The sequence below is a fragment of the Roseivivax sp. CAU 1761 genome (genome assembly GCF_054482755.1).
On sequence record NZ_JBTLRM010000002.1, the window covers coordinates 244,770 to 257,166 of the forward strand.

The 12,397-nt window shown below is 73.5% G+C and carries 9 protein-coding genes; 6 read left to right on the top strand and 3 right to left on the bottom strand.

Going from position 1 to position 12,397, the window contains the following annotated elements:
- The first annotated feature begins 78 nt into the window (after positions 1-78).
- Positions 79-1,563, top strand: coding sequence for an NAD-dependent succinate-semialdehyde dehydrogenase (locus ACXYMW_RS02920; RefSeq protein ID WP_459033791.1), 1,485 nt, complete (start codon positions 79-81; stop codon positions 1,561-1,563).
- A gap of 84 nt (positions 1,564-1,647) precedes the next feature.
- Here ACXYMW_RS02920 and ACXYMW_RS02925 read toward each other — a convergent pair whose 3' ends face one another.
- Positions 1,648-3,000 carry an aminotransferase class III-fold pyridoxal phosphate-dependent enzyme gene (locus tag ACXYMW_RS02925; RefSeq protein WP_459033792.1) on the bottom strand — a complete coding sequence of 451 codons (1,353 nt, stop codon included), beginning with the start codon at positions 2,998-3,000 and terminating at the stop codon, positions 1,648-1,650.
- Positions 3,001-3,389: 389 nt separating this feature from the next.
- On the opposite strand from ACXYMW_RS02925, the gene ACXYMW_RS02930 reads away from it, so the two are divergent.
- The 3 genes from ACXYMW_RS02930 to ACXYMW_RS02940 all read left to right on the top strand — a co-directional run bounded on the left by ACXYMW_RS02930 (position 3,390) and on the right by ACXYMW_RS02940 (position 7,946).
- Positions 3,390-5,903 (top strand): heavy metal translocating P-type ATPase, encoded by a 2,514-nt coding sequence (locus ACXYMW_RS02930; RefSeq protein ID WP_459033793.1) that lies wholly within the window; start codon positions 3,390-3,392, stop codon positions 5,901-5,903.
- A 14-nt stretch (positions 5,904-5,917) separates the two neighbouring features.
- Positions 5,918-6,343, top strand: coding sequence for a Cu(I)-responsive transcriptional regulator (gene cueR, locus ACXYMW_RS02935; protein ID WP_459033794.1), 426 nt, complete (start codon positions 5,918-5,920; stop codon positions 6,341-6,343).
- Positions 6,344-6,482: 139 nt separating this feature from the next.
- Positions 6,483-7,946 carry an aldehyde dehydrogenase family protein gene (locus ACXYMW_RS02940; protein ID WP_459033795.1) on the top strand — a complete coding sequence of 488 codons (1,464 nt, stop codon included), beginning with the start codon at positions 6,483-6,485 and terminating at the stop codon, positions 7,944-7,946.
- 12 nt (positions 7,947-7,958) lie between these two features.
- On the opposite strand, the gene ACXYMW_RS02945 is transcribed toward ACXYMW_RS02940, so the two are convergent.
- Together ACXYMW_RS02945 and ACXYMW_RS02950 are read right to left on the bottom strand one after the other, a co-directional pair.
- Positions 7,959-9,236 carry an NAD(P)/FAD-dependent oxidoreductase gene (locus ACXYMW_RS02945; protein WP_459033796.1) on the bottom strand — a complete coding sequence of 426 codons (1,278 nt, stop codon included), beginning with the start codon at positions 9,234-9,236 and terminating at the stop codon, positions 7,959-7,961.
- A gap of 3 nt (positions 9,237-9,239) precedes the next feature.
- Positions 9,240-9,908 carry a haloacid dehalogenase type II gene (locus tag ACXYMW_RS02950; RefSeq protein ID WP_459033797.1) on the bottom strand — a complete coding sequence of 223 codons (669 nt, stop codon included), beginning with the start codon at positions 9,906-9,908 and terminating at the stop codon, positions 9,240-9,242.
- A 261-nt stretch (positions 9,909-10,169) separates the two neighbouring features.
- Between ACXYMW_RS02950 and argE the strand changes: the two genes are divergently transcribed.
- Positions 10,170-11,303: an acetylornithine deacetylase gene (argE, locus tag ACXYMW_RS02955; RefSeq protein WP_459033798.1), complete on the top strand. Its 1,134-nt coding sequence runs from the start codon at positions 10,170-10,172 to the stop codon at positions 11,301-11,303.
- 122 nt (positions 11,304-11,425) lie between these two features.
- Complete coding sequence (locus ACXYMW_RS02960; protein ID WP_459033799.1) at positions 11,426-12,268, top strand: GNAT family N-acetyltransferase; 843 nt, start codon at positions 11,426-11,428, stop codon at positions 12,266-12,268.
- The last annotated feature ends 129 nt before the right edge of the window (positions 12,269-12,397 follow it).

Here is a 12,397-nt window from a genome sequence, read left to right on the forward strand (position 1 = left end):
CTGCCGCGCGGGGCGCTCTCTGCCGCAGGGTCTGTCGCGGCGCCCGTGGCACGCTCTGCGGCAAAAGGAGAGACCGCTATGACCAGCCATCCCCGCGACCTGACCCCGCCGCGCCCGCCCCTGGCGGAGACCGACCTGCTGCGCGACCGCCTGCTGATCGGCGCGGCCTGGGTCGCGGCCGGGACCGGCGCCACCTTCGCGGTGAGCGATCCCGTTACCGGCGCCGACATCGCCCGCCTGCCGCAGGCCGGCGCGGCCGAGGCCGCCGCTGCCATCGCCGCCGCCGAGGCCGCGCTGCCCGAGTGGCGGGCGCGCACCGCGGCGGACCGGGCGCAGGTGCTGGAGCGCTGGCACGCACTGATCGAAGCGCATGCCGACGACCTCGCGGCGTTGATGACGCGGGAGCAGGGCAAGCCGCTCTCCGAGGCGCGGGGCGAGATCGCCTATGGCGCCTCTTTCGTGAAATGGTTCGCCGAAGAGGCCCGTCGGGCCTATGGCGAGACCATCCCGGCGCCGGTCGCCGACCGCCGCATCTTGGTGCAGAAACAGGCGGTGGGCGTCTGCGCCGCGATCACGCCGTGGAATTTCCCCAACGCGATGATCACCCGCAAGGTCGCGCCGGCGCTGGCGGCGGGTTGCACCATCGTCGTCAAGCCGTCGGAACTGACGCCGCTTTCGGCGCTGGCGCTCGGGGTCCTGGCCGAGCGTGCGGGCCTTCCGGCGGGGGTGCTGAACATCGTGGCCGGCGATGCGGCCGCGATCGGCGCGACGCTCTGCGCCAGCCCGGCGGTGCGCAAGCTCTCCTTCACCGGGTCCACCCGCGTCGGCAAGATCCTGATGGCGCGCTGCGCCGACACGGTGAAGCGGCTGAGCCGCGAGCTGGGCGGCAACGCGCCGTTCCTGGTTTTCGACGACGCCGATCTGGAGGCCGCGGTCGAGGGCGCCATGGCGTCGAAGTTCCGCAATGGCGGGCAGACCTGCGTCTGCGCCAACCGCATCTACGTCCAGGCCGGCATCCACGACGCCTTCGTCGCCCGGCTGGCCGAGCGCGCCGCGGCACTCCGGGTCGGCGACGGCTTCGCCGAGGGGGTCGAGATCGGCCCGATGATCAACGACGCCGCCATCGCCAAAATCCGCGCCCATGTCGAGGACGCGGTGGCCAAGGGCGCGCAGGTCGAAACCGGCGGCGTGGCGGTGCCCGGGGGCCGGTTCTTCGCGCCGACGGTGCTGAGCGGCGTAACCGGCGCGATGATGCTGGCCCACGAGGAGACCTTCGGCCCGGTGGCGCCGGTCTTCCGCTTCGAGACCGAGGCCGAGGCCGTCGCCGCGGCCAACGACACGCCCTACGGTCTCGCGGCCTATCTCTATACCCGCGATCTGGCCCGCGCCTTCCGGGCCGGCGAGGCGATCGAGGCTGGCATGGTCTGCGTCAATGTGGGCGGTTTCGCCACCGAGGTCGCGCCCTTCGGCGGCATCAAGGAAAGCGGTCTGGGGCGCGAGGGCGCGCATCACGGCCTCGACGAATATCTCGAGCTGAAGACCCTCCATATCGGCGGGATCTGACGGCACGCGGCGCGGCGCGAAGGGCAGCGTCCTGGTCGGGGCCGCGCCGGTTCCGGCCATGCAGGCGGACGGCGCGGCGCGCCTTCAACCCGGCGCGACGTCGTGCAGGGTCGCGGCGACCCGGTCCATCAGCAGGTCGATTTCTGCTTTTGTGATGCAGATCGGCGGGGCGAAGCCCAGCGTGCCGTCGGCGAAGGCGCGGAAGATGACGCCGTGGCGCGCCCCGGCCTCGGCCAGCTTCGGCCCGATGCCGCTCTCGGGCGCGAATTTCGCCTTGCTGGACTTGTCGCGCACCAGTTCGATGCCGCCGAGAAGGCCCTTGGCGCGCACGTCGCCGACCAGCGGGTGGTCGCGGAACCCGGCCAGCCTTTGCTCGAAATAGCCGCCCACGGCGCGGGAATTGTCGATCAGCCCGCCGCGGTAGAGCTTCAGCACCGCAAGCGCCACGGCGGCGCTGACCGGGTGGCCGGAATAGGTGAAACCGTGGCCCAGCGGCGTGCCGTCGGGCACCGCATCGGCGATCACCTCGTAGACATCGCGGGCGATCAGCGCCGCGCCCATCGGCGCGTAGCCCGAGGTCAGGCCCTTGGCCACGGTCAGGAAATCGGGCTCCAGCCCCTCGTGTTCACAGGCGAACATCGGACCGGTGCGGCCGAAGGCGGTGATCACCTCGTCGACGATGAACAGGATGCCGAGCGCGCGGCAGGCGGTCTGCATCGCCTTGGCGAAGCCCGCGGGCGGCACGATGACGCCGCCCGACCCCTGCACCGGCTCCATGATGAAGGCGCCGACCCTGTCGGCCCCGATCTCGGCCACCTTGTCGCGCAGCGCCTGCACCGAGGCGGCGATGATCGCGCCGCCGTCCGGCCCGGCGGGATGGCGGTAGGGGTTGGGCGACGGAATGTGATGCTGCCACGGCGCCGGCAGGTCGAAATGGGTGTGAAAGAGCGGCAGCGCGGTCAGCCCGGCGCCGGTCGAGGAGGTGCCGTGAAAGCCGTTCTCAAGCGCGATGAAGTGCTTGCGCTCGGGCGCGCCGCGGGCGTTCCAGTAATAGCGCACCAGCTTGATCACCGTGTCGACGGCGTCGGAGCCGCCGAGGGTGAAGAAGACGTGGTCGAGCCGGCCCGGCGCCAGTTCCGCGAGCTCCGCCGCCAGCCGGATCGCCGGTTCGCTGCCGTAGTGGAAATAGCCGGTGGCATAGGGCAGGCGGGCCATCTGCTCGGTCGCGGCGTCGATGACGCTCTGCTGGCCGTATCCGGCATTGACGCACCAGAGGCCGGCAAAGCCGTCGAGCAACTCACGGCCGTCGCTGTCGGTCAGGAAGCAGCCCTTGCCGGAATGCAGCAATGTGGGGCCGCGGCGTTCATGCGCCCGGAGCGGCACCACCGGGTGGACGAGATGGGCGCGGTCGAGGGCGGCGAGGGTCTGGGCGAGCATGTCGGTCTCCGTCTCTGGGGCTCTGTGGGTCGAGTGAAGCCTGCGCGGCGCCGCATTTGCGCTTCTTCGCGGCGCGCGCCCGGCAGGCCGTGACGTTCCGGGGAGGCTCCACGGCAGGGCGTGCCGTCACCGCCGGCGCCCCCGGCGGCCGCGCAGGGGGATCGGAGCCGGGGCCGAGGGACCCGCCTGGACCGCGCGGCGGGCGGTGCCCGGCGCCGATTGCGCCCGTCCATGGGCAATCCGGCTGAGCTCGTTGCGGCACCGGAGCCGGAACGCGGCCGGTGAAAATTCCTCCGGCTTCGGCCCTTGACCCTCCAGTCACTGGAGGCCTTATCTGGGATGTCAGCTGCCCGGACTCCTGTTGCCCGGACCGATCATGGAGAACGAACATGTCTGAGCGAACCCTGACACTCTCCGTCGAGGGAATGTCCTGCGCCTCCTGCGTGGGCCGCGTCGACCGCGGTCTCGCGGCGGTCCCGGGCATCCACGACGTTTCCGTCAACCTGGCCTCCGAGACGGCCCGGATGCGCGTCGACGCGCCCGCGCGCGTCGCCGAAGCCGTGGCGGCGCTCGAAGAACTCGGCTACCCGGCGCGCCAGGCCACCGTGACGCTGAGCGTCGAGGAGATGTCCTGCGCCTCCTGCGTCGGCCGCGTCGACCGCGCGCTGGCGGCGGTCCCGGGCGTGCTGGACGTCAATGTCAACCTCGCCGCCGAGACCGCAACGGTGACCTATGCCGAGGGCGCGGTGACCCCCGCGGAGCTTGCCGCGGCCTCGGCCGGGGCCGGCTACCCGGCCCGGGTGGCCGAGGCCAGCAGCGGCGCCGACCGCGGCGCCCGCAAGGAAGAGGAGGCGCGGGCGCTCGCCCGCAACACCGCGCTTGCCGCGGCGCTCGCGCTGCCGGTCTTCGTGCTCGAGATGGGCGGCCACCTCGTCCCGGCCTTCCACCACTGGATCGCCATGACCCTCGGCCAGCAGACCAGCTGGCTGCTGCAATTCGTGTTCACCACCCTCGTGCTCGCCGGGCCGGGGCGGATGTTCTACCTCAAGGGCTTTCCGGCGCTGCTCAAGGGCGCGCCCGACATGAACAGCCTCGTCGCGGTGGGCACCGGCGCGGCCTGGCTCTACTCCGTCGTGGCGACCTTCCTGCCGTCGCTGTTGCCCGACGCCGTGCGCGCGGTCTATTTCGAGGCCGCGGCGGTGATCGTGGTGCTGATCCTGCTCGGCCGCTTCCTCGAGGCGCGGGCCAAGGGCCGCACCGGCGCCGCGATCCAGAAGCTGCTGGGCCTGCAGGCCCGCACCGCCCGCGTGCTCCGCGACGGCGAGGGCGTCGAGATCGCGGTGGAGGATCTGCGGCAGGGCGACATCGTCGTGGTCCGCCCGGGCGAGCGCATCGCCGTCGACGGCGAGGTGATGGAGGGCACCAGCCGGGTCGACGAAAGCATGCTCACCGGCGAGCCGGTGCCGGTCGAGAAGACCGCCGGCGCCGCCGTCACCGGCGGCACCGTGAACGGCGCCGGCAGCCTGCACTTCCGCGCCACCCGCGTCGGCGCCGACACCACGCTGGCGCAGATCATCCGCATGGTCGAGGAAGCCCAGGGCGCGAAACTTCCGATCCAGGGCCTCGTCGACCGCATCACGCTGTGGTTCGTGCCGGCGGTGATGGCGGTGGCGGCGCTGACCGTGCTGGTCTGGCTGGTCTTCGGGCCGTCGCCGGCGGTGACGCTGGCGCTGGTCGCGGGCGTGTCGGTGCTGATCATCGCCTGCCCCTGCGCCATGGGGCTCGCCACCCCGACCTCGATCATGGTGGGCACCGGCCGCGCCGCCGAGATGGGCGTGCTGTTCCGCAAGGGCGACGCGCTGCAGCAGCTGTCCTCGGTCGCGGTGGTGGCGCTCGACAAGACCGGCACGGTGACCGAAGGCCGGCCCGAGCTGACCGACCTCGTGCTGGCCGAGGGCGTTGAGCGCGCGACCGCGCTTTCGCGCATCGCGGCGGTGGAGGAGCTCTCCGAGCACCCGATCGCCGAGGCCATCCTGCGCGCCGCCCGCGCCGAGGGCGCGCCGCGCGCCCGCGCCGAGGGCTTCGCCTCGGTCACCGGCTACGGTGTGCGCGCCACTGTCGAGGGCAGCGAGGTGCTGGTGGGCGCCGACCGTTTCATGGTGCGCGAGGGCATCGACACCGGCGCGCTGGCGGCGACCGAGACCGCGCTCGCGACCCGCGGCCGCACCGCGCTCTACGCCGCCATCGACGGACGCATCGCCGCGGTGATCGGCGTGGCCGACCCGGTGAAGCCCGCCAGCCGCGCCGCCATCGCGGCGCTGCACGCCCAAGGACTGAAGGTGGCGATGATCACCGGCGACAAGCGCGAGACGGCCCAGGCCATCGCGCGCGAGACCGGCATCGACCACGTCGTCGCGGGCGTGCTGCCCGACGGCAAGGTGGCCGCGCTCGAGGAGCTGCGCCAGGGCGGCGGCACCATCGCCTTCGTCGGCGACGGCATCAACGATGCCCCGGCGCTGGCCCATGCCGATGTCGGCATCGCCATCGGCACCGGCACCGATGTCGCCATCGAAAGCGCCGACGTGGTGCTGATGTCGGGCGACCTGCGCGGCGTGGTCAACGCCTTCGAGGTGTCGCGCCGGACCATGCGCAACATCCGCCAGAACCTGTTCTGGGCCTTCGGCTACAACACCGCTTTGGTGCCGGTGGCGGCGGGCGTGCTCTACCCGGCCTTCGGGGTGCTGCTGTCGCCGATGCTGGCGGCGGGCGCCATGGCGCTGTCCTCGGTCTTCGTGCTCACCAACGCGCTGCGCCTGCGCCGGATCGCCCCGGCGATGGACGAGGGCCGCGCGCCCGCACCGGCCGCGCCCCGCGGCGCGGCCGCGGTGGCGCCGGCGGAATGACAGGAGGGAGTGCCATGAACATCGGAGACGTCGCCCGCCGCTCGGGCCTGCCCACCAAGACCATCCGCTATTACGAGGAGATCGGCCTGATCCGGCCGCTGCGCAGCGACAACGGCTACCGCGCGTTTCGCGACAGCGACCTGCACAAGCTGGCCTTTCTCGGGCGGGCGCGGGCCCTCGGCTTCACCATCGAGGATTGCCGCACGCTGATGGCGCTTTACGAGGACGAGCGGCGCGACAATGCCGAGGTGCGCCAGATCGCGCGCGAGCACCTGACCCGCATCGAGGAGAAGATCGCCCAGCTGAACGCCATGCGCGACACGCTCTCGCATCTGGTCGAGGCCTGCGCCGGGGATCACCGGCCGGATTGCCCGATCCTCGAGGATCTGGCCTCCGAGGAGGCCGAGGAGCCGGGACGGCAAGCCCGCGTGGTGGTCTGAGCCGGGCGGCAGGATCGCCCGGCCGCCCGGGGGCGAAACGACATGATCTTTGGCGCGGGGCGGTCACTTGGCCGCCCCGCGCTGCGTCGGTCGGGGCAGACTGGGCACAACTCACCGAGCCAGCCGGAGGCGCCGCGCCATGACCGCAAGTTTCGATCCCGCCCGCGTGGACCTGCCCGTAGGGCACCGGATCGGCGGCCGCCTCCGCCCCGCCGCGCCGGAACTGGAGATCCGCCGCCCCTCGGACGGCGTGGCGATTGCCGGCTGCCCCTTGGCCGGGGCGGACCTCGTGGACGAGGCGGTGGAGACCGCCCGCACGGCCTGGGAGCGTTCGGGCTGGGGCCGGGTCGCCCCGCGCGAGCGGCTGCGCGTGTTGCACGCCTGGGCCGACCGGATCGAGGCCCAGGCCGATGAGCTGGCGCGGGTCGAGGCGGTGCCCTCGACCCGGCCGGTGGCGCAGGCGCGGGCCGGCGACGTGGCGGTCACCGCCGAGCAGATCCGGTTCTTCGCGGAGTTCGCCGACAAGGAAGGCGGCACGCTGGCGCCCACCGGCGATGACCGGCTGGGCCTGATCGCCGACGAGCCCTACGGCGTGGTGGGCGCCATCGCACCGTGGAACGTGCCCCTGTCGATGGCCGGCTGGAAGCTCGGCCCGGCGCTGGCGGCGGGCAACGCGGTGGTGCTGAAACCCTCGGAGATGACGCCCTTCTCGACCCTGCGGCTGGTGGAACTGGCGGAGGAGGCGGGGCTGCCGCCGGGCCTCGTCAACGTGGTGCTGGGCGACGGGCCGGGCACCGGGGCGGCGCTGGTCGGCCATCCCGGCGTGGCCAAGGTCTCCTTCACCGGGTCCTCGGCGGCGGGATCCGCCATCATGCAGAATGTCGCGCGCGCCGGCATCAAGCCGATGACGCTGGAGCTTGGCGGCAAGAGCCCGCAGGTGGTCTTTGCGGACGCCGATCTGGACCGCGCGGCGGAGTGCGTGGCGCGCGGCTTCACCAACAATGCCGGGCAGGTCTGCGTCGCCGGCTCGCGGCTCCTGGTCGAGGCGGCGATCGCGGAGCGGTTCACCGAGGCGGTGCTGGCGCGGCTGGAGCCGTTGCGGCCGGGGCCGACATGGGACGCCGCCTCGGCCTATTCGCCGATCATCTCGGAGCGCCAGATCGCCCGGATCGAGCGCATCGTGAACGCCGCGCGGGCGGCCGGCGCCGAAGTGATGACCGGCGGCGCGCGCTTCAACGCGCCGGGGTATTTCTACCGGCCCACGGTGCTGCGGAACGTGGCGCCCGACTGCCCCGCGCTGCGCGAGGAGATCTTCGGCCCGGTGCTGACGGTGGAGACCTTCGAGACCGAGGAGGAGGCGGCGGCGCGCGCCGATCACCCCGATTACGGGCTCTGCGCCGGGGTCTACACACGCGATCTGGGCCGCGCGGTGCGGATGTCGCGGGCGATCGGGGCGGGGACCGTCTGGGTCAACCGCTACGGCCGCTCGACCGACCACATCATGCCCACCGGCGGCTTCAAGGGGTCGGGCATCGGCAAGGATCTCGGGCGCGAGGCCTACCGCGCCAACCGGCGGCAGAAATCGGTGCTGATCGACCTCTGAGGCGGCCGCGCCTCAGCCCAGCCGGTCCAGCAGCCGGTAATAGAGCCCCACCGCCGGCAGGAACCACGGCTGGCCGAAATGCCCCGGCACCGCCGGCCAGTCGAGCCCGTCGAGCGGGGTCGGCGCCGCGCGTCCCAGCGCGCGCTCGGCCAGCACGCCGCCCTGCAGCGTCGAGAGCTGCGCGCCATGGCCGGAATAGCCCATGGCGTAGGAGACGCCGTCGGCCTCCCCGATGCGGGGGAAGCGGTCGCGGGTCATGCCGACCAGCCCGCCCCAGCAATAGTCGATCTCGACCTCGGCGAGATGCGGGAAGAGCGCGGCCATGGCGCGGCGCAGGATGGCCCCGGAGCGGCTGTCGGAGCGCGCGTCGCTGACCGCGGAGAAGCGTGCCCGGCCGCCGAAGATCAGCCGGTTGTCGGGCGACAGGCGGAAATAGTTGCCGACGTTCAGGCTGGTCACGCAGGTGCGGTTGCCGGGCAGGGTGCGCGAGACTTCCTCGGGCGTCAGCGGCCGGGTGGCGATCAGGAAGCTGCCCACCGGGACCACGCGGCGGCGGAAATGGCCGAAGGGTCCGGAGGTGTGGGCGTTGGTGGCGAGGATCACCCGCTCGGCGGTGAGGGTGCCGCGCGGCGTGGTCAGCGCCCAGCCACGGCCCGAGCGCGCGCGCGCCGTCACCGGGGCTCCTTCCCAGAGCGTGGCGCCGTGGCGGACGCCCGCCTCGGCCAGACCGACGACGTACTGCCCCATATGCATCATCGCGCTCTTCTTCGACAGCATGGCGCCGTGAAAGGCGGTGCTGCCGACCTCGTCCCGCAGCTCGGAGGCGGTAAGCATCGCGGTGTCGGGGTCGACCTCGGCGTGCAGCGCCTCGAAGTTCCGGGTCAGGGCGGCGACATGGCCGGGCTTCGAGGCCAGCTTCAGCTTGCCGGCGCGGCGGAAGTCGCAGGCGATGCCCTCCTCGGCCACGAGGGCCTCGATCCGGTCGATGGAGGCGTCGAACAGGCGGTAGAGCGCGCCGGCACGCTCCGCCCCCAGATGTTCCTTCGCGGCGAGGTAGCTGTGCGCCAGCCCGTTGTTCAGATGCCCGCCGTTGCGCCCCGAGGCGCCGAAGCCCACGTGCCGCGCCTCCAGCACCGCGACGCGGGCGCCCGCCCTGGCCAGCGCCCGCGCGGCCGAGAGGCCGGTGAAGCCCGCGCCGATCACCGCGACGTCGAACCGCCCGGCCACGGGGCCGGCCTCGGCGCCGGTGAAGTCCGGCATGGTGGCGTGCCAGTAAGACCGCAGTTCCACGGCTCAGAGCCCGACCACACCGGGCAGGCCGCGGATGTCGGCGATCTCGGTATAGCCGTAATAGGGGTTGGCGGGCTCGTGGCCGCGGTTGACCCAGACCTTGTTGACGATGCCGAGGTCGTGCGCCGACATCAGGTCGTAGCGGAACGACGAGGAGCAGTGCAGCACGTCCTCGGGCCCGCAGCCCAGCATGTCGAACATGTATTCGAAGGCCTGGAAGCGCGGCTTGTAGGCGTTGGCCTGCTGCGCGGTGAAGACATGCGCGAAGGGCGCGCCGAGCTTGTCGACATTCGACATGATCTGGCTGTCCATGGCGTTCGACAGGACCACCAGCGGGATCTCCTCGGCCACCTTGGCAAGCCCCTCGGGCACGTCCGGGTGCGGGCCCCAGCTTGGCACCGCGTCGTAGAAGGCGCGGCCGTCGGCCTCGTCGAAGGCCACGCCGCGGCGCTTGCAGGTGCGCTCCACCGCGCGCATCAGCACCTCGTCATAGGGCTTCCAGTCGCCCATGATCTCGTCCAGCCGGTAGGCGGCGAAGTTGCGGATGAATTCCGCCAGCGTCGGGGCGTCGAGGCGGGGCCCGTAGATGGCGGTGGCGGTCTCGGCCATCTGGAAATGGGTCAGCGTGCCGTAGCAGTCGAAGGTGACGTATTTCGGGCGGGGGGAGTTCATGTCGGGCCTCGTGCCTCTTTGCCGGGTCGCGCCGCCCGGGGGCGGCGCCTGCCCGGTCAGGATAGGAGCCGCGGGCGGGCGCCAGCCGGTTCCTTTGCCGGGCGCGCCGGCAGAAAGTGTCGAAAGCCGCGGCGGCTTCGGCAGGTGATACCGGTGCCGGGCGGGCGGAGCGGTTCAAGCCGGGCCGGGCCGCGGGCTAGGCTGCCGCCAAGGGCCGGCCCACGGCCCGCATGACAGTAGGGTCCGCCATGACCGCGACATTTGGACGCCGAAGAGATCCTCGCCCGCCTGGTGGGCTTCGCCAGCGTGGCCGGCCGTCCCAACGGCGCGCTGGTGGACTGGGTGGCGGACTACCTCGAGGGGCTGGGGGCGCGGGTCGCCGTGCTGCCGGGGCCGGAGGGCGACCGGTCGAACCTCTTCGCCAGCTTCGGGCCGGGGGAGAGGCCGGGCTACATTCTCTCGGGCCATCTCGACGTGGTGCCGGCGGAGGAGCCGGGCTGGCGCGGCGACCCCTTCGTGCTGCGCCGCGACGGCGACCGGCTGATCGGCCGCGGCGCGGTCGACATGAAGGGCTTCGTGGCGGCGGTGCTGGCGGGGGTGGCGGATCTGGACACCGGCGCGCTCAGCGCGCCGTTGCATGTCGCGCTGTCCTACGACGAGGAGGCCGGCTGCCGCGGCGTGCCGCATCTGCTGGCGGCGCTGGGGGGGCTCTGCGCGCCCCCCGCGGGGGCGATCATCGGCGAGCCGACGGGCCTCGCGCCGGTGCTGCGCCACAAGGGCAAGGCGGCGCTGCGGCTCGCCGCCACGGGGGTGGCCGGGCACAGCTCGCGCCCCGACCTCGGCGCCAACGCCATCCACGCGCTGCTGCCGGCGCTTGGCGCAGCGGTGGCGGAGGCGGCGCGGCTGGCGGCGGAGGGGCCCTTCGACGCCGCCTTCGCGCCGCCTTATCATACGCTGCAGGTCGGCACCGTCCGAGGCGGCGAGGCGCTCAACATCCTGCCCGAGGCCGCCGAGGCGCAGATCGAGGCGCGGGTGCTGCCGGGGGCGGATCCGCTGGAGGTTCTGGCGCCGGTGCGCGACGCCGCCGCGGTGGCGGGCGTGGCGGTGAAGGTGCTGGCCGCCTACCCGGCGCTGGGGCTCGATCCCGGCCATTCCCTGGCGGCGCTGGCGGAGCGGCTGTCGGGACGCGCGCCGGCGGCGGCGGTGAGCTTCGGCACCGAGGCGGGGCTGTTCCAGCAGGCCGGCGTGCCGGCGGTGGTCAGCGGCCCCGGCGACATCGCGCGGGCCCACAAGCCCGAGGAATACATCACCCGGGCCGAGCTGGCCGAGGCCGAGGCCATGGTGCGCCGGCTCGCCCGGATGCTGGCCGGGGCCGGGGTCCCGGCGCAGGCATAACCTGCGGTGTGCCGCGCCATGACGGCCCGATCCGGCGCCCTGCGGCGGGTGCTCGGCATCCTATGCTTCCGGCGCGGCGCTACCCTGCGGGGGACACGATCCGGATGAGGAGCCCGCGGAAGATGAAACAGACGGTCGCCCCCGTGACGCTCGCGCGCTTCGGCGCGGCGCATCTGGCCGATGCCGTGGCACTCTCGGCGGCGGAATCCTGGCCGCACCGCGCCGAGGACTGGCAGCTGATCATGGACCTCTCCGAGGGCCGCGCCGCGGACTGCGAGGGGCGTCTCGTCGGCACCGCCTTCTGCACCGCCTACGGCGACGCGGTGGCCTGCCTGAACATGATCATCGTGGCGCAGGCGATGCGCGGGCGCGGCCTTGGCCGCCGTTTGATGGCCGAGATCATGGCGCTGGCCGGGGACCGGCAGATGCGGCTGGTGGCGACGCAATCGGGCCTGCCGCTCTACCGCAAGATGGGCTTCCGCGAGGTCGGGCGCATCCTCCAGCAGCAAGGCGTGGCGGCGGAGGTGGCCGCCCCCGAGGGGGTGGAGCCCGCGCGGCCGGCAGACGCAGCGGCGCTGGCGGCGCTCGACCGCGCGGCCTTCGGCGCCGACCGCATTGCGCTGATCGACCGGCTGACGAAGGTGGCCGACGTCGTCGTGCTGCGCGGGACGGCAGGGATCACCGGGGCCGCCTGGTGCCGCGGCTTCGGCCGCGGCCGGGTCATCGGCCCGGTGATCGCCCCGTCGGCGGAGGCGGCCCGGCGGCTGATCGCGGCGCATGTGGCGCGCCATCCCGGCGCCTTCCTGCGCATCGACACCCCCGAGGAGGCCGGGCTGCAAGGCTTCCTCGAGGATTGCGGCCTCGCCCCCGCCGGCGGCGGCGTGGTCATGCATCACGGCGACGCCCCCGCACGTGCCGGCACAGCGCCGACAAGCTTCGCGCTGGCCTCCCAGGCGCTTGGTTGACGGCGCGGGGGGGGGGGGGGGGGGGGGGGGGGGGGGGGGGGGGGGGGGGGGGGGGGGGGGGGGGGGGGGGGGGGGGGGGGGGGGGGGGGGGGGGGGGGGGGGGGGGGGGGGGGGGGGGGGGGAGGGGGG

Excerpts from the sequence above, each read along its gene's own strand:
- ACXYMW_RS02920 (WP_459033791.1), top strand. The coding sequence starts at position 79 with ATGACCAGCCATCCCCGCGACCTGACCCCGCCGCGCCCGCCCCTGGCG.
- ACXYMW_RS02925 (WP_459033792.1), bottom strand. The coding sequence starts at position 3,000 with ATGCTCGCCCAGACCCTCGCCGCCCTCGACCGCGCCCATCTCGTCCAC.
- ACXYMW_RS02930 (WP_459033793.1), top strand. The coding sequence starts at position 3,390 with ATGTCTGAGCGAACCCTGACACTCTCCGTCGAGGGAATGTCCTGCGCC.
- cueR (WP_459033794.1), top strand. The coding sequence starts at position 5,918 with ATGAACATCGGAGACGTCGCCCGCCGCTCGGGCCTGCCCACCAAGACC.
- ACXYMW_RS02940 (WP_459033795.1), top strand. The coding sequence starts at position 6,483 with ATGACCGCAAGTTTCGATCCCGCCCGCGTGGACCTGCCCGTAGGGCAC.
- ACXYMW_RS02950 (WP_459033797.1), bottom strand. The coding sequence starts at position 9,908 with ATGAACTCCCCCCGCCCGAAATACGTCACCTTCGACTGCTACGGCACG.
- ACXYMW_RS02960 (WP_459033799.1), top strand. The coding sequence starts at position 11,426 with ATGAAACAGACGGTCGCCCCCGTGACGCTCGCGCGCTTCGGCGCGGCG.